Raw genomic sequence first — 17,320 nt, 5'->3', positions numbered from 1 at the left:
GCGCCGATGTCCGGTGGGGCAGCATTGGCCTGACAATTGCCGGGTCGAGCAGGGGAGTGACGTGTCGTCCGTTTCGCCCAAGGTCATGGAGAACTACGCCTCACAGGCCTTCCTTGGCAGCTACTTGTATACCGACTGGGGCGACGTCGTCCTTCCCGAGGCGGAGCCTGACCCCCGTCTCGCGCGAGCCGAGCCACCGATCGCCGGGCGTTTCGCCCGCGCCACGGCCGACCTCGTGACGCAGTGGTGGCCGTCGGCCGAACCACCGGCACGGGTGTGCGACGTCGGTGGGGGCACGGGACGATTTTTGTACGAGATGGCCCGACGTGGCTTCGGCGACGAGGATCGCGTGCTGTCGGAGCCGGCCGACCTGTTCAACGTGTGGGCGCGGCGCATGCTGTGCGGCGAGGCGTTCGACGGCTGGTTGCCTACGCCACCGCGTGATTCCGAGCGGCCGGATTTCCGCCGAGTGAACCTCGCGGATGTCCCGAAGCCGGACAGCAAGGCCACTGTCTACCCTGTGCCAGCCGAACAGGTTCCCCGGCCGGCTGGCTACTTCGACCTCGTCACCCTGCTCAACGTCGTCGACCGGGTGCCGGATCCACGTCAGGTCGTATCAGCGGCTGCCCGTCTGCTCCGCCAGGGCGGTCTGCTCGTGATCGCGAGCCCGCTGGCCTACGAGAGCAAGTACACCGACGAGGCCAACTGGATCAGCGACCTTCACGAGTTGGTGCCCACCGATGAGTGGTCGGTGATCGGCGAGCACGAGGGCGTGCCCTATGAATTCCTCTACTACGATCGACACCTCACCCGGTACTACAGTCAGGTAATTGCCGCGACCAAGCGGTGAAGCCGGCCACAGCTTCCTGGGGCATTTGACGACCCCTGGAAGCGGCCAGGTGAAGTTGACTTGAGCGAGAGCCCTCGGCCGGCGTGGCCTGAATAGGACCACGCCGGCCGAGGGCTCTCGGGGGACTGGCCTGCCTGCCGCGACCCCCCGACGACTCGGCGCGATCCACGTCGAGGAGGCCTGCGGATCGTACCCGCCGGTGGAACTCGAACACCTCGTCGAAGCCGCCGGACTGCGCCTTCGGAGGACCACCGCAAAACACCTCCAAATTGCGCACGATAGAAGATGCGCCGACAGTCGCCGGCCGATACTTTGACGTTCGTGACCCTTCCGAGCCGACCCGAGCGGAAGCTGTCTGCACGCGCTGGGACTGTGTCGCGCGCTTCTCGCACTGCCGAGAAGCGCAACCACGATGCGGCATCGTTCCGCGCTGGCCGCGTATGAAGCTCACGTCGCCAGCGCTGCCATTGTGGATGCTTGAGTCATCTCGAAACCATCATCCACCCGTGATCCGAAGGAATTTCACCGATGCAGGATGACACGCAGAGCCGGACGACGTTGTCCCCCAGCCCACAGGCCTCGGACGCCGGGCGGCAACCGCTCTGGAAGCACGGTGTCGCTGCGGCTGTCGTCGCCGCGATCACCACAACCGTCCTCGCGGCCATCGCGTCGGCCGCCGGTGTCTCGTTCGGTCAGGGCACGGACGAAACCATTCCGATCCCCATGTTCACGATACTGACGCTGGTCTTCTCGCTCATCGGTGTCGCTATCGCCGCTGTCATGGCACGCAAGGCGCGTAAGCCTCGTTCCACGTTCGTGCGGACGGCGATCGTGCTGATCGTGCTGTCCTTCGTCCCGAACCTCACGTTCGGGTTCGACGCCGGCAGCGCGGTTACCTTGATGGCGTTGCACGTCGTGGCTGCGGCGATCGTGGTGCCGGTCCTGGCGAAGCGGCTCCCGCAAACGCGCTGACCTCGGCGGCAAGTTCGCCACACACGTGTCCGCCGGGCGGTCGATCATCTGCCGGGTTTCGATCCGGCAGATCCCGCCCGGTGTGGACGTTTCAAATGACTGCGCTCGTCACCACACGGTGACGAGCGCAGTGGCGACCACACCGTCGACGCGGAGCGTCGACCGGGGTCTACGAACCGCCGGCGAGTGTGCGCCAGAGGGCGGGCCTTGTCTCAGGAAGAGCTGACGCCATACCCTCACTCGCCCGACACTCAACATCGATCTCAAGGGGCTGTGCGTGAGCCGACGTGGCTGGGTGCTGTTCGCACTGATGTCTCTTATCTGGGGCATCCCCTACATGCTCATCAAGGTCGCGGTCGGCGAGGTCTCAGCGTCCGTGCTGGTCTTCGCGCGGACCGCGATCGGCGCCGCTCTGCTCCTGCCCCTGGTATTGCGAGGCGGACAGTTTCGGCTGGTCCGGCGACACTGGCGGCCGGCTCTCGTATTCGCCATCCTGGAGGTGCTCGCACCATGGTGGCTGCTCTCGGACGCCGAAAAGCGGTTGTCCAGTTCGACCACCGCGTTACTGATCGCTGCGGCACCGATCATCGGGGTGGCGCTGGCCCGGCTGATCGGCGTCGAACGGCTGGACAAGATCCGCTTCGCCGGGTTGGCGCTCGGACTGGCCGGCGTCGCGGTGCTGGTCGGGCCGGGCCTGGGTGGGGGAGACACCTGGTCGATCACCGAGGTGGTGCTGACCGCGGTCGCCTACGCGCTCGCCCCGCTCATCGCCGACCGCTACCTGCAGGACGTGCCCACCCTGCCGCTGACCGTGGCGTGTCTCGGCTTCGCCGCTCTGGTCTTCACACCGGCCGCGATATGGACTTGGCCGAGCGTCATGCCCAGCGGTGAGGTGCTGATAGCGATCGCCACGCTGGGGGTCCTCTGCACCGGGCTGGCCTTCGTGGTTTACCTGGAGCTCATCAAGGAAGCCGGCCCGTCGCGCGCCCTGTTGTTCATCTACGTCAATCCGGCGGTGGCGGTCGCCGCAGGCGTGCTGCTCCTCAACGAGCCGCTGACCGTCCTTGTCGTCGCTTCCTTCGTGTTGATCCTGGCCGGATGCGCCTTGGCCACCCGGTCCACCCAGGCCGAGACTGCCGCTCCTCCCCGGACACCGCAGTCCGCTCTGCCGAACTCGGAGCTTGGATCCAGCTGACTTGCTGTCACGCTGGTGTACGCGGGCTTCCGCGTCCGGGAGCCGGGCTGGGCCGGTGGCTGCACAGCGCCGGGCCCACCTGACCGAGTAACCTGCCTCAGCACGCGGTTCGCCAGCATGTGATCTGCAATCGCTCGTCGAGACGACCGTATCTGGGCGATGGTATCTTGCAATCACTATGGGCGAATCGAATGAGCCACGGTCGGAGTGTCCAATCAACGCGGCCGTCGAGGTGTTCGGCGATCGCTGGAGCCTGCTCGTCCTCCGCGACATCGTCTTCGGAGACCGCCGCTACTTCCGAGAGCTGCAGGCCAACTCCATCGAGGGCATCGCCTCCAACATCCTCGCCAACCGGCTCAAGCGACTCGTCGAGTCGGGACTGCTCACTCGTGAGGACACGCGCCCCGGTCAACGGGCGCGTTACAGCCTGACCGAACCCGCGATCCAACTCATACCCGTGTTCGCGCACCTCGGCAGTTGGGGACTTCGCCACCGGCCCGCAAGTCCCACCCTGCGCCTTGGTGCCGAGCTGCTCGAACAAGGCGGCCCGGTGCTCTGGGAAGAGTTCATGGACGAGCTTCGCCACGTACACCTCGGCTCCGGGTCCCCGCCTCGGTCACCGAGCGTTCGCCAGCGCCTGTACGCGGCCTACCTCGCAGCCAGCCAGTCCTCGTAGCCTCGGCCAGGCGAGTTCGAGGACAACGCCCTGGCCGCCGCCTTCACGCGGCTTGGACAGCTCAGTAGCGGCGTGGGCCGAGGTCGCCGGCTCACCGGGACAACCAGCGCCCACGCTAGACCGTGCGCCCTGCTGCGAGCCGGAATCCGCCCATACCGGCAGCGACGCCCATAGACAATGGCGTACCAGCTAGAAAGATCGCAAAAGATCGGTGTTGAGCAATATCGAAGATGACGCCGACGGGAGGGAACCACATACTAGGCTGATGCACGACCTGGACGGGAATAGTTCACACTGGCCTCCGCTATCCGGGCACCCTTCGCGGCGGAAGCTTATTGCGCAACGACCGTGTCGCAATTCGGCGACGTCGGCATGACCGTCCCATTCTCGTTGCCGGATCGGCTGCTTGAATACGGCCGTACGCAGCCGGATTCGGTTGCCGTGGTGATGGGACACGATCGTGTTTCCTACGCTGAGCTCGCGGAAATGGCGGTGGCCGCCCGCAGTCAGATCGAGTCGTCCGGCTGTGCCGGTTCCAGTCGGATAGCGGTACGGGCGGAAAAGTCCGCGCAGACCATCGCGTTGATCGTCGCGTGCATGATGGCGCGCCGATCGTTTCTGCTGCCGTCGACGGCGCTCGGGGCCGGCTCGCTTGGTGCACTGCTCGGCAGGGCCGACTGCCAGCGCCTGCTGTCGGCCGTACCAGCGGACGGGGGAGCAGGTATCCGGGTAGAGGCCGGCGATGTCCGGCTTGACGCCGATTCCGGCGAGCCGCAGGTCGTCGCACCGGCCGGCCGGCTGGCAGCAATGGTCGAAGCGGACGTGTCTTTCATGCTGACGACCTCCGGGTCGACCGGCCTGCCGAAGATCGTGCCACTGTCAGCCGGGGCCGTGGACCGGTTCACCGACTGGGCCGCGGCGCGGTTCCGCATCTCATCGGGCACCCGTGTGCTCAGCTATGCACCCCTCAGCTTCGACCTGTGCCTGCTGGATATCTGGGCGACTCTCAAGGTCGGCGGAACCGTCGTGTTGGTGGACGAGGAGCGGGCGACCGACGGCAGGTATCTCGCCGAGCTGGTACGGGCGGAGCGGATACAGGTCGTCCAGTCGGTGCCGATGTTCTACGGCCTGCTCGCCAATGCGTACGGCGGACAGCCGTTCGCCGGCGTCGAGCAACTGATCGTCACCGGGGACAAGGCGCCGACACAGTTGCTTGGGCAGCTGCCCAGCCTGTTCCCGAACGCCCGGATCTACAACGTCTATGGCAGCACTGAGACGAACGACAGTTTCCTGCACGAGGTCGTGGGCGTCGCCGACATCGCGGTCGACCTGCCGATCGGTCGACCGATCGACGGCGTGGACGCTCTCGTCGTCGACGTGGACGATGCCGTGCTCGACGGGCCGGCCGAAGGGGAACTGCTCGTACGTACGCCGTTCCAGACGGCGGGCTATCTCGACCCGGCCGCCAGCGTGGGCAAGTTCGTCGCCATCGGCGACGGTAAGCAGCCTTACTTCCGGACCGGTGACCTGGTCCGGCGGGACGCGCACGGGGTGTACACACTGCTCGGCCGCAGAGACTTTCAGGTCAAGGTCCGCGGTACTCGGGTCAACCTGGCCGAGGTCGAGCACGTCATTCTCGGCCACAGCGCGGTGCTTGAGGCGGCGGTCGTCGGAGTGCCGGATGAGATCACCGGCACGCGCATCCATGCGGTGGTCCGCCGCTCCGCGCCCGGCTCGCCGAACAGCCTGATCCTGCGTGAGCGGTGCCGGCTCCAGCTGCCACGAGCGGCGATCCCCACCACGATCGACCTTGTCGACACCCCGCTGCCCGCGACGGCGACTGGGAAGGTCGACCGGCAGGCCCTCATCCGCGCTGTGCTCGACAGGAGATAGGCATGGACCACAAACAAGCGATCAAGGAATACATCGTCACCGAGTTCATACCCGATATCCAGGTTTCTGAGTTGGACGACGACTATGACCTCATCGCCGGTGGGGTTATCGACAGCATCAGCCTCCTCAGGGTGATCACCTGGCTCGAAAATCGCTTCGACATCCCTGTCGACGAGGTGGAAATTGCTGAGAAGAACTTCACCTCGGTGACTGCAATTTGTGAGTTCGTGCACCTCACGGCACCTCACGGCACCTCGGCAGGAAATCCCGGTTGAGTGAACACAAAGAAAAGAGGGTGGAAGAAGATGATAGTCCGTCACAGCTCCGAGGTTGAAGACGTCCACTGGGGCAATGGCGTCAGTAAGCGTCTCCTGACCGCCAAGGACGGCGTGGGATACACGATTACTGACACGATCGTCACTGCGGGAACGAGGTCGCCACTCGAGTACAAGAACCACTTCGAGGCATGCTACTGCATCTCGGGTAGCGGAATGGTGATCGACGCCAACGGTGACGAGTATCCGCTCACGCCGGGCACGATGTACGCCCTCGACAAGAATGACCCGCATCACCTGGTCGCTTCGCCGCTGGAGGATCTGCGCCTGATCTGTGTGTTCGCTCCGGCGCTGATGGGTGATGAGCGGCACGACTTCAGCCAGCTCGAATTCTCCAGCTACTGAGCGGTGGGTCATGCGTCAATGGACCGACGAACAGCAGGCGCTGCGGCAGGGCTTCACCGATAGCTTCGCCTATTGGGGCGAGGGCCATATCCAGCGCGATCAGGACAGCGAGTTTCCGCGCGAGCAGTGGAAACTGGTGGGGGAGTCCGGCCTCCTCGGTCTTCCTTTCGAGGCCGAATGGGGAGGTGGGGCGCAAGACCTGCTCACCACCATGTATGTGCTCGAAGGTCTCGGATACCACTGCCGCGACAATGGGCTGAATTTTTCGGTGGCGACTCAGATCGTCAGTGCGGGCATACCCATCCAGCGATTCGGGTCGGACTATCTCAAGAGCCGTTACCTGCCAGGTGTCTGCACTGGCGCCCTGATCGGCGCGCATGCGATCACGGAGCCGCAGGGTGGCTCTGATGCGGCGGCGATGCAGACCAGCGCGCAGCGAGACGGCGACAGCTTCGTGCTGAATGGCGAGAAGTGCTTCATCAGCAACGGGCCGGTAGCCGACCTGTTCCTCATCTATGCGAGAACGGCAGCCGGAAACAGTCCGTTCGGCATGACGGTGTTCGTCGTCGAACGAGGCACTCCAGGGTTTGACATTGGGCCGCCGGTCGAGAAGATGGGCCTGCGGACCTCACCTTTCGGCAACCTTTCGTTCCATGACTGCCGGATCCCTGCGGCGAACGTGGTCGGGCGCGTCGGGCGTGGCTTTGTCATCCTGGACTATGTGATGAAGTGGGAAATTCTGTGCAACTTCATCACGAGCGTCGGCACGATGCAACACCGGATGGAAAGATGTGTCGAATTTGCCAGGTCGCGCGTCCAGTTTGGCGCTTCAATCGGCTCGAACCAGCTTATCTCCAACAAGATCGTCAACATGAAGATAGGCGTGGAGACCGCTCGTATGTGGATGTACGAGACCGCCGAGCGCTTCATGGCAGGCGAGGATGTCATGACAGATATCGCGGTCGCCAAGCTGCTTGCCAGTGAGAGCAACCTCAGTTCGGCGCTCGATGCGGTGCAGATATTCGGTGGTCGTGGATACACGGTCGATTGCGCCCTCGAGAAGGATCTTCGTGACGCCACCGGCGGCACGATCTACTCGGGGGCCTCGGAACTCCAGCGCGCCAAGATCGCTCGGATGATCGGTGTCGAATCAAACCGGAGTCAAACCAGCCCGATGGAGAGATCATGACCGTTGACCGACTTCTCCCGGGCCTGGTGGCTGCCACCGCGAGCCTTGACCACGAGGATCCCACCGTACAGGCGTTTGTCGATCGCACGCTCGGGGGCCGCCGCGGTTCGCCGCGGGAGAACGCGGTCTCGCTGTACTACGCGGTCCGGGACCGGATCCTGTATGACGTCTACGACGCAGACCTGAGTCGTGAGGGCTTACGCGCGAGCGCTGTGCTACGCAAAGGCCGAGGATTCTGCCTGCACAAGTCGATCGTCTACGCCGCCGCGTGCCGGGCCGTCGGCATCCCGAGCCGGCTGGTCTTTGCGGACGTACGCAATCATCTGGCCTCGGGTCATCTGCGCGAGCTGGTCGGCGGAAACGTGTTCTTCCACGGCCTGAATTCCGTGTGGCTGGATGGGCGATGGTTGAAGGTGACGCCAGTCTTCAACAAGACGCTGTGCCGTCTGTACGGCATGGCGCCGCTTGAGTTCGACGGCACGGCAGACAGCCTGTACCAACCGTACGACGCGGAGAACAGGCGCCATATGGAGTTTCTCAAGCATTATGGCGAGTTTGACGACTTCCCGTACGAGTTGGTCATCGAGAAAATGCACCAGTCTCATCCGAAGCTGTTTTCGAGCAAGTACAAGACGGCCAGCGGATCGCTCGTAGCCGAAGCGGAGCTCACCGGCTCTTCTCCGAATTAGTCCCGATCTTTCTGCGGACTGGTGGCTGACGATCGTCCGGCGAGTTCCCAGTCCCTAACTGCGGGGGTCGGAGTGTATGGCAGCCCGGCGGCCCGGTCGGGCCGCCGGGCGATCGGCTGGCCGGCGACGGTCGGCAAACGAAGCCATGGCTGGCCACCGTCGACCGGAGCTGCGGCCGCAACTTCTCGGTTGGTTGTCTCCACGGCGCGCCAGGACTGAAGCTGGAGAGACGGCCCAGCCGTCCAGTGCGAGGCCGGCGCGACGCCCCGTCTGCCTTGGACGGTGTTGAGGTCTTCGACCGCCGGGCTTGTAGTGACGGCCAAGGCCCACCAGGCGTTGAGTAGGGCGGAACGTGTGCTCATGGTGCGCGAGTGCGGCGCTGGGTGCTGCTCGAAGTCGAGTGCGTCGATTCAGGGTTTAAGTGAACCAGGCATGGTCAAGGGGCTGAAATGCTCCGATTCCGGTCAGGGCGTCCGGCGATTTACCGATCCCCAGGTCGAGTCGGACACCTTGCGTTCCCGGAACCGATATGCGAATCTGTCCGTACGGCCGTGAAGGTAGAACAAACGGCTATGCCAACTACACCCCGGCGGCCATGGCCTCCGATTCCATTGCAGTTGAGCAATTTGGAAGGGGTGATGTTGCAACGTGCGTCGATAACATCCCGCTCACAACCGAGTGACGGGTGAAGATGCGATGAGAAGACGGGCGATCCTAGTCGCAGGCGGATCGGTCGTGGGCGGTGTGTTGCTCTCCCGCGGGGCAATCGCCGCCACCGAGCCGACCGCATCCACTGCGGCCAACGCACATAAGCACATGCACGGCCCGGCCGGTGCGAGGCCGGGCAAGAGGGCGCCGCTCAGCGTCGCGCCGTTCCAGACGCGCATGCCTGTGCCGCCGGTCGCGGCGCCGATCCGGCAGACCGCAGCCGGCGACGAGTACCAGGTCGTGGTGCGTCCCGCCAGGCTCGAGCTGGTGCCCGGGGTGATCACCGATACGCTCAGCTACGGTGGTGGCTGGGTCGGCCCGACCATCCGCGGTCGTACCGGCCGACCGGTGAAGGTGACCTTCCGTAACCAGCTCACCTCGCACACCAACGTGCACCTGCACGGCGGCCACGTGAAGGCGGCCGACGACGGGCATCCGATGGACATGATCCTGCCGGGTGCCGCCAAGACCTACCACTACCCGAACAAACAGCGTGGGGCGACTCTCTGGTACCACGACCACGTGCACGTCGACGAGGCCGAGCACACCTACCGCGGGTTGCACGGCTTCTACCTCATCGACGACCCGGCCGAGAAGCGCCTGGGGCTGCCGACCGGCTCGTACGATGTTCCGATCATGTTGACCGACGTCGAACTGGACACCGCCGGCACGCTGATCTGGGGCTTTCCGAATGACCGCACCACGGTGCTGGTCAACGGGAAGGCCAAGCCGTTCTTCCCGGTCGCTGCCCGCAAGTACCGGTTCCGCCTCCTCAATGCGACCAACGAGGGCACGTACACGCTGAGCCTCGACAGAGGACAGATGTGGCAGATCGGCTCGGACGCCGGTCTGCTGCCCACGCCGATGGCCCGGCCCTCGATCACCTTCAGCTCAGGCGAACGGGCCGACGTCGTCATCGACTTCAGTCGCGTGCCGGTCGGCACGTCGGTGGTGCTGAGCGACGCCAGCAAGGGGCCGGTGCTGCGCTTCGACGTGACCCGCAGGTCCGCCGATCCTGCCAAGCTTCCCTCCAAGTTGCGGTCACTACCCGTGTTGCCTCCGGCTACGAAGGAGCGCGATGTGCACCTCGGGTTCGAGTTCAACGACGAATCGGCGGTCGCTGTGGTCAACGGGCAGCCGTTCGACCCGGATCGCGTCGACTTCACCATCAAGCGGGGCACCACCGAGATCTGGAACGTCTACAACGACGACGGCGAATTCGGCATCAACCACAATTTCCACCTGCACATGACGCATTTCCGGGTGCTGGGTCGCACTGGCGCGCCGATGACCCCGGACGATGCAGGGCTCAAGGACACCGTGCTGGTGCCGCCCGGCACCTCGGTGCGGCTGCAGGCGACCTTTGCTGACTACGTGGGTCGCTATGTCTATCACTGCCACTTCCTCGAGCACTCCAGCTTCGGCATGATGGCCCAGATGGAGGTCATCCCCTGAGTCGATCCGGTCGAACGAGCCCGGGCCATGGCGTCCGGGCTCGTTCGACCGCGTGACGACGGCGGGATCCGGCTGATCTCAGCAGTCTTTCCACCGTCCCTCATCGTGCGCGAATGCGATCTCGGTGAGATAGCGGCCGTAGTCCGACTGCCGCATACTGGCGCCGAGTTCATAGCAGGTCTCGGCGTCGATGAAGCCCATACGCAGGGCGATCTCCTCCAGGCAGGCCACTCGCACCCCCTGCCGCTCCTGGATCACCTGTACGTACTGGCTGGCGGCAAGCAGGCTGGCGTGCGTACCGCAGTCCATCCAGGTGTAGCCGCGGCTCAGCGGCACCAGCGCAGCCCGACGCTGCCGCAGGTACTCCTGATGAACGTCGGTGATCTCCAACTCGCCGCGATCCGACGGCCTCAGCTCCGCGGCGATGCTCACCACGTCGTTGTCGTAGAAGTAGAGACCGGTGATCGCCTGGTTGGAACGCGGCCGGAGCGGCTTCTCGGAGATCGATATCAGCTGGCCATCCGCGTCGGTCTCGGCGATGCCGTAGCGTTCGGGGTCCGAAACGGAGTAGCCGAACAGCGTGCAGCCGTTGCCCGAGCGGGCCTCCCGCTGCAGGAGGCTGTAGAAGCCGGCGCCGTGGAAGAGATTGTCGCCGAGGATCAGCGCGGACCGATCGTGTCCGATGTGGCTGGCGCCGATCAGGAACGCCTCGGCGATGCCACGCGGCTCCTTCTGCTCGGCGTAGCTGACGTTCAGACCCAGCCGAGACCCGTCACCGAGCAGGTGCCGCATTTGCGGGACCACGTCCGGGTTCGAGATGATCAGAATGTCTCGGATGCCGGCCAGCATGAGCACCGAGAGCGGATAGTAGAGCATCGGTTTGTCGTAGACGGCAAGCAGCTGTTTGGATGTGGCCAGCGTGAGCGGGTACAGCCGCGAGCCGGTGCCACCGGCGAGAACAATTCCCTTCACCATCGGGTCCGTTCGTCGAGTCGGATCTACCGGAGCACCAGTATGTGGTGACCGACCCGGCTCCCAGGTCTCCTGAAATGCGGTGCACGCTGCCCTTTCCGCGAGCGGCCCGATGGTGCGCATTCTTGGAGGCGTGACCGTCCGGGAAACAGGCTGATACTCCAATTCGCCGGGCCGTTCGGGCTCCGCTTATCCAGGAGGTCGGTAGCAATGACTGTCGATCAGAACATGGAGACTCTGGCCGGATTTCGGTCCGGTGACGCCAACTTCAAGTTGACGTTGTGGGACCCGCGTGACAACGGGATCCGTTACCTCAAAGCGTTGCTGTACAGCCTCAGCGGCTTGCTGAGCCCGCCGGACCGCGAGCGGTTGCGTCAAACCCGGAACCGGAACGTCGGTAATCCGATCACCGTCCGGCACGAGGGCGACGAGATCGACATGGACTATCTGCGGGCGGTGCAGGAGGTCGGTTTCGTTGCGGACCGGTTGCAGTTGAGCGGCGCGCGGATCGTCGAGATCGGCGCGGGATACGGCCGTACCTGTCACGCGTTGATCGCCAACCACGACGTCGCGGAGTACCACATCGTCGAGCAGGAGGGTTCGCTGCGGCTGGCCCGCGCGTACCTGCGCGCAGTGCTCGAGCCCGCGCAGTTCGCCAAGGTCTCGTTCCACACGGCCGAGGATGCTGTGCACGCGTTCGCGCGCGACGTCGACCTGGCCATCAACATCGACTCGTTCGCCTGCATGACGCCGGAGGTGGTCCGCGGCTACCTGAGGCTCATCGACGAGCGCTGCCGTGCGTTCTACGTCAACGGCCCGGTCGGCAAGTATCTGGACAAGGCGCTGGACGCCCACTCGCAGGGCGCCGATCCGGTGGCGACGGCGCTGCGGTCGGGTCTGCTGACCGAGGTGATCGACATCTTCGACAGCGAGGCCGTGTACAGGCAGTCCCGCCAGTTCGTTTCCGTCTACACCCTGGGGGACCGCTGGAAGTGTGTCGCCGAGACCGGCACTCCGGCGTGGAGCCACTACTGGCAGGCGCTGTACCGCTCCTCCGGCGTGGGGCAGGCGGCGTAGTCCGATGCGGTCGGGTGCGGGCGCCGCAGTGCGCCCCACTGGCCGCAATTCGAAGGATGCAGCTACCCGGTGGAACGTCGATCATGAATTTCTGACGGAGCGCCGAAGGCGACCTGTCGCCGCTGTGTGGGCTACCGCCGAGCAGCGCACTTGCGACGGCGCCGCCGAAGACCCGGGAGATCTCATGCGCATCCTCTTTGTGACGTGCCCGAGCAAGACGCACCTGTACGCGATGGCGCCGCTGGCCTGGGCCCTGAAGACCGCCGGGCACGAGGTTCAGGTCGCCAGCCAGATCGATTCGGTCAACTTCAGCGCTGACCACATCGCCCACACCGGCCTGCCCGCGGTCCCGCTCGGCAACGACCTCGACGTGAGCACCTCGATAGCGGCGGCAATCGCGGCATCGGAGGCATCGTCCCCGCCGCCGCCCGCACCGGCCGAACCGGGGCGCAGGCAGACGCAGCGCGAGTACGCCGCCGAGGATCCGTACGCCGAACTCGACAGCCTGGCCCGGGAGCACTTCACGTTCTTCAATTCCGATCCGTTGATCGACGGCGCGGTCCGCTATGCCCGCCGGTGGCGGCCCGACCTGGTGATCTGGGACGGGATGACCATGGCGTACGCCGGTCCGGTCGCCGCACGGGCGGCCGGCGCCGCACACGCCCGCTTCGTGTTCGGCCCGGACTCGGTGGCTCAACTGCGGGCTGCCGTGCCGGACCGGGACCCACTGCGGGACGTCGTGCAGCCCATTCTCGAACGGTACGGCCTGGCCTATGACGAGCAGACTCTGACGGGCCATTGGTCGATCAACGCCATGCCACCGTGGATCTGGTACCCGCCCGGCATGCATTACCTCTGGATGCGTCCCTCGCCGTTCAACGGGCCGTCCGTGGTGCCGGACTGGGTGCTCGACGAGCGCGAGCGCAGGCGCGTCTGCATCACCTTGGGTCTGAGCTTCCGCGACCTCGACGCCGGTGCCTCGGCCGGCGCTCTGCTTGAGGCGGTCGCCGACCTGGACGCCGAAGTGATCGTCACGCTCAGCCGGGATCAGGTGGCAGCGTTGCCAGGGCTGCCCGCCAACGTCCGCGCGGTCGATTTCGTTCCGCTGACGGCGCTGCTGCCGACCTGCTCGGCCGTGGTCCACCACGGCGGTTACGGCACGTTCGTCTCGGCGCTGGAGCACGGGGTGCCGCAGTTGATGGTCCCGGGCAAGTTCGGCAACGACAAGTTCTGGGGCCCGTTGGCCTACCTCGACTACATGGAGCCACAGGGCGCCGGCCTCTACGTGAGCGAGCCTGACCAGCTGACCCCAGACGTGCTGCGCGACAAGCTGCTGCGGGTGCTCAAGGAGCCGGCGTTCGGCCGCAACGCCGCCCGCCTGCGCGCGCAGTCGGACGAGCTGCCGACGCCGAACGAAGTCGTACCGATCATCGAGCGGCTGACGGCCCGCTACCGTCCCTGACGGCCCGCCTTCGCATCCAGTTGATCAGCAGGAGACCTGATCATCGTTGTGTGGTCCCCGCCGCCCGGTGATGTGCGAGCAGCGGGCGGCGGCCCCGCAGGTGGGCCTGGGGGCCGCCGGGTTACCGCACGCGGCCGGTCAGCCGAAGAACGCTTGCAGATGCTGGACGAGGGCCTGCGGCTGCTCGTCGACGAAATAGTGACCGGTGTTCCCGATCTGTACCAGCTCAAGGTCGGTGGTCCGCGAGGCGAGCGAGGCCGCGAAGCTGGGGTAGAACATGTCGTGCGCGACGCCCAGGACCGGCACCGTCAGCGGGGCGTACGTGGTGCCGTCCTGGATGTCCTGGCCGAAAGCCTGGTACCAGCCGTTGCCGCCGCGGATGGCGCCCGGAGTGTTGTAGGCAGCGGCGTAGACGGCGCGGTCGAACGCGCTGATCGCCGCCTGGTTGACCAACAGGTTGTCGAACATCCAGTCGACCAGGAAGCGGGCCCGGCCGGCGACCAGCTGCTCGGGGAGCTGGGCGACCTGATTGAATGCGAACCACCAGGGGTGGAACGGTGCGCCCGGCGCGGGCAGCGCCCGGAACTCGTAGTAGTTGGGTTCCGGATGCGAGACGTCCAGGAGAGCGATCTTGTCGACCACCTGCGGCGAGTTCGCCGCGAGGCTGAAGGCCACCATCGCGCCGATGTCATGCCCGGCCACGTTCACCTTGGCGTAGCCGAGGTGGGCGGCGAGCGCGGCGATGTCGGCGGCCATGGTCTTCTTGTCGTAGCCGCCCTGCGGCTTGCTGGAGTTGCCGGCGCCGCGCAGATCCACCGCGATGACCCGGTAACGGGTGGCCAGCGCGGGCATCACCTTGTGGAACCCCCACCAGGTCTGCGGCCAGCCGTGCAGCAGGACCAGTGGTGCGCCGGTGCCACCGATGACGTAGTGCAGCCGGACGCCGTTGACGTCGGCGTACCGGCTGCTGAAACCCCGCAAGGTGTTCGCCAGGCGGGTGCTCGACAGGGCGAGCTGGGTGTCGTCGGAAGACGCGGCCGCCCGGGCCGGGTCTGCGATCGCCGACGCGGCCGCCGCGCCGACGCCGAGCGCCATCAAATTTCTTCTGTTCACCGAAACCTCCATGATGCCGATGCCCGCGGCCGCCGGGAGTGGTGACGGTCCACGGCGCCGAGCTGCCGAAGAGTGGCGAATGACGATGTCTGACGGGATGCGCAGGGAAGCCACGATTAGTGCGCCTGCGACCGTCGTTGTGATCGCGGCCAGGCTACTCGACGCGTACGCGGTGCCCGAGAGCTCGCAAAGCGGTCCGGGGACGCCCGACCGGCTGATGGCCCGACCGGGTGCCACGGGGGTGTCGGTCGGTGTATCGCCTGGTCACGAGGCAGGCGGAGGGTACCAGTGCGGGTGTCATGATGCTTCTTGCATTATGCGCATCGGGGGCCGGGTGGCCAGTTGTCGATCCCCGGACCAGGCCAGGAACTGCGCATTCTGAAAGAAGCTCGGAACCGAGGGCGAGGCAATTGTCCCTTCCACAAGGGACTATGCGCGCGATCCACGGACGCGTGTGAACCAGGAAGCGCCACCCTTGAAGCAACCTGACGCCACGACGGCCCGGCCTCGTGGCCGGGCGGGCGATCGACCCGGCAGCGGCTCGGCATCATCCCCGGTCAGCCGGTCAGGGTGCGGTAGGAGCGTTCCGCCGCGAGGGGCGGTCGTGGCGGAGGCCGTCGGCCGGCACGGGCAGGGTGCGGACGGCAACCGCCCGGGGGCAGTTTTGCGCCCAGGTCGGTCGGGCCGACCTGGGCGAACATCGGATCGTACGATCGGCGACAACTGGTCCGTCGGCCATGACGCGCACCGGCGGCGCACCTCGGCGGCGCCGCCGGCTACAGCGTTTCCTAATCAGGTCGAGCGCGAGTTGGCCGAGTCGAGGGCGGCTCAGGCGCCGAGTCGGATCCGCTCCGCTTCCCCCAGCGGCATCTCCTGCGGACCCTGGCCGCCGTTGGCGGTGGCCGATGCACGTTGCTCGTACTCGTCGAGCAACTGCTGAGCCTGGGCGTTGGCCCGGCTGAGTCGCGCCACGAGATCCTCGCCGTTGACCAGTACGTCGTGCATCGCCTGCATGCCCGCACTCTGGATGGGCAGGAAATTGCCGAAGACCGCGCCTCGGGTGGCGGGGGAGTCGGGGCTCATGCGGAGCTGGTCGATGGCGGCCCGCTGCTGCGGATGCTGGTCGAACCAGCCCTCGCTGGCCAGCAGGTCGATCGACGCCTCGGTGGTGGGGATGAACGTCCGCCCGTTGTCGTAGATGCCAGTGCCGTTGCGAGGGTTGGTGAGGAACTGCATGAAGGCCAGTGCGCCGTCGCGGGTCGGCTCGTCCAGCCCGTCGCGCAGCCACAGCGACTCACCGCCGATCAGGTTGCCCGCGTAACCGGCCCGCTCGTTGTAGGGCATTCGGCTGGCCTGCACGTGGAACCCGGCCCTGCGTCCGGCTCGGACGATCGGCCCGGTCTCGACCGATGAGCTGAGCGTCATCGCCACGTCTCCGTTGGCGAGCGCTTCCATGCAGCCCCACCAGTCCGACTGCTTGCCGGTGTAAAGGTAGTGGCCCGCCCGGTGCAGGTCACGCCACCAGGTCAGGTAGGCCAGCATCTCGGGCGACAGGTAATCGACCTTCTCGCTCCGGCCCGACCTGCCGTTCTCGTGGTCGGAGAGCAGCCCGCCCTGCTGGGCCACCGACTGCTGGAAGAGCCAGCCGAAATTGGGCCAGGTGATTCCGGCGCGGCGTGCGCCGTCCCGGCCGGCCAGGGCGGTGCACGCGGCCTCCACCTCCGCCCAGGTGCTCGGCGGCTCGGTGATCCCGACAGCACGCAGCGCGTCCATGTTGGAGTAGAGCAGAACGGTGGAGGTGTTGCGCGGCAACGAACTCAGGTCGCCGTCGATCGTGTAGAACGCACGCATGTTGGGCACGATGTCGCCGAGGACCACGGGCTCACCGAGGATTTCGTCCCGCCCGCCAATTGCCTTGGTCACCGAGGTGAACAGCGGTCGCCCGTCCTGGTCGCGGGTGTCCTGGGCCTCCTGCACGTACGTGTAGTGGTACGCGACGATGTGCGGCGCAGTTCCCGCACGCGCGGTCCGCGCCACCTCTCGGGGGAGGGCCCCCACGTTCACGGCGTCGATGACGACCCGGTATTGCGGGTGCCTGCGGTTGAACTCCGCTGCCTGTTTCCGGATCGGGTCGACGAGCTGTTGCCACATCGGCCAGCGATTGAGCCAGACGTTGATGGTTAGCTTCTCGGCTGGTTCGTGCATCAGTCTCCCCATCTCAGGGCGGTACCGGGAGCGTCATCGGCATTTCATGCTCCCGCGCCGTTGTCGGGGATCGCATCTCCACGCTTGCTTCGGGCCCTTCGGCAGCGGATACGCGTAAATCGGCGGCGGGATACGCGGAAAGAGGTCCTGTTTGATGTGCCCGCATCCGGCCGAGGTCGATAGC

15 protein-coding genes are annotated in these 17,320 nt (G+C 65.9%); 12 read left to right on the top strand and 3 right to left on the bottom strand.

The genetic code is table 11. The annotated features are described in order from the left end of the window. Positions 1-13 precede the first annotated feature (13 nt). The 10 genes from AB0M35_RS24255 to AB0M35_RS24210 all read left to right on the top strand — a co-directional run bounded on the left by AB0M35_RS24255 (position 14) and on the right by AB0M35_RS24210 (position 10,307). Positions 14-850 carry a methyltransferase domain-containing protein gene (locus AB0M35_RS24255; RefSeq protein ID WP_363748065.1) on the top strand — a complete coding sequence of 279 codons (837 nt, stop codon included), beginning with the start codon at positions 14-16 and terminating at the stop codon, positions 848-850. A gap of 528 nt (positions 851-1,378) precedes the next feature. After that, complete coding sequence (locus tag AB0M35_RS24250) at positions 1,379-1,822, top strand: DUF6069 family protein (protein WP_363748063.1); 444 nt, start codon at positions 1,379-1,381, stop codon at positions 1,820-1,822. Between the two features lie 277 nt (positions 1,823-2,099). Beyond that, positions 2,100-3,017, top strand: a complete 918-nt coding sequence (locus AB0M35_RS24245) for a DMT family transporter (RefSeq protein WP_363748062.1) — start codon at positions 2,100-2,102, stop codon at positions 3,015-3,017. Positions 3,018-3,195: 178 nt separating this feature from the next. Beyond that, positions 3,196-3,693 (top strand): helix-turn-helix domain-containing protein, encoded by a 498-nt coding sequence (locus AB0M35_RS24240; protein WP_363748061.1) that lies wholly within the window; start codon positions 3,196-3,198, stop codon positions 3,691-3,693. 372 nt (positions 3,694-4,065) lie between these two features. Further along, positions 4,066-5,586 carry an AMP-binding protein gene (locus AB0M35_RS24235; RefSeq protein ID WP_363748060.1) on the top strand — a complete coding sequence of 507 codons (1,521 nt, stop codon included), beginning with the start codon at positions 4,066-4,068 and terminating at the stop codon, positions 5,584-5,586. A gap of 2 nt (positions 5,587-5,588) precedes the next feature. Further along, positions 5,589-5,861, top strand: coding sequence for an acyl carrier protein (locus AB0M35_RS24230; protein WP_363748059.1), 273 nt, complete (start codon positions 5,589-5,591; stop codon positions 5,859-5,861). Beyond that, complete coding sequence (locus AB0M35_RS24225; RefSeq protein ID WP_363748058.1) at positions 5,862-6,266, top strand: ectoine synthase; 405 nt, start codon at positions 5,862-5,864, stop codon at positions 6,264-6,266. A gap of 10 nt (positions 6,267-6,276) precedes the next feature. After that, positions 6,277-7,455, top strand: coding sequence for an acyl-CoA dehydrogenase family protein (locus AB0M35_RS24220; RefSeq protein ID WP_363748057.1), 1,179 nt, complete (start codon positions 6,277-6,279; stop codon positions 7,453-7,455). Next, a complete protein-coding gene (locus AB0M35_RS24215; protein WP_363748056.1) occupies positions 7,452-8,144 on the top strand; it encodes a transglutaminase-like domain-containing protein in 693 nt (230 codons plus the stop codon). The genes AB0M35_RS24220 and AB0M35_RS24215 overlap by 4 nt, the downstream gene beginning before the upstream one ends. A gap of 735 nt (positions 8,145-8,879) precedes the next feature. Beyond that, on the top strand, positions 8,880-10,307 hold the full coding sequence (locus AB0M35_RS24210; protein ID WP_363748055.1) for a multicopper oxidase family protein: 1,428 nt from the start codon (positions 8,880-8,882) through the stop codon (positions 10,305-10,307). 78 nt (positions 10,308-10,385) lie between these two features. Here AB0M35_RS24210 and rfbA read toward each other — a convergent pair whose 3' ends face one another. After that, entirely contained in the window at positions 10,386-11,279 is an 894-nt protein-coding gene (gene rfbA / locus AB0M35_RS24205) for a glucose-1-phosphate thymidylyltransferase RfbA (protein ID WP_363748133.1), read from the bottom strand. Between the two features lie 210 nt (positions 11,280-11,489). Here rfbA and AB0M35_RS24200 point away from each other — a divergent pair, with 210 nt between their 5' ends. Together AB0M35_RS24200 and AB0M35_RS24195 are read left to right on the top strand one after the other, a co-directional pair. Continuing rightward, a complete protein-coding gene (locus AB0M35_RS24200; RefSeq protein ID WP_363748054.1) occupies positions 11,490-12,356 on the top strand; it encodes a putative sugar O-methyltransferase in 867 nt (288 codons plus the stop codon). 184 nt (positions 12,357-12,540) lie between these two features. After that, positions 12,541-13,818: a nucleotide disphospho-sugar-binding domain-containing protein gene (locus tag AB0M35_RS24195; protein WP_363748053.1), complete on the top strand. Its 1,278-nt coding sequence runs from the start codon at positions 12,541-12,543 to the stop codon at positions 13,816-13,818. A 138-nt stretch (positions 13,819-13,956) separates the two neighbouring features. On the opposite strand, the gene AB0M35_RS24190 is transcribed toward AB0M35_RS24195, so the two are convergent. Together AB0M35_RS24190 and AB0M35_RS24185 are read right to left on the bottom strand one after the other, a co-directional pair. Continuing rightward, positions 13,957-14,931: an alpha/beta hydrolase gene (locus AB0M35_RS24190; RefSeq protein WP_363748052.1), complete on the bottom strand. Its 975-nt coding sequence runs from the start codon at positions 14,929-14,931 to the stop codon at positions 13,957-13,959. A gap of 828 nt (positions 14,932-15,759) precedes the next feature. Then, on the bottom strand, positions 15,760-17,136 hold the full coding sequence (locus AB0M35_RS24185; protein ID WP_363748051.1) for an extracellular solute-binding protein: 1,377 nt from the start codon (positions 17,134-17,136) through the stop codon (positions 15,760-15,762). Between the last annotated feature and the right edge of the window lie 184 nt (positions 17,137-17,320).

This window comes from Micromonospora sp. NPDC051196, from assembly GCF_040682415.1.
Classification (GTDB): domain Bacteria; phylum Actinomycetota; class Actinomycetes; order Mycobacteriales; family Micromonosporaceae; genus Micromonospora.
This window is presented reverse-complemented; position numbering and strand designations above follow the sequence as displayed.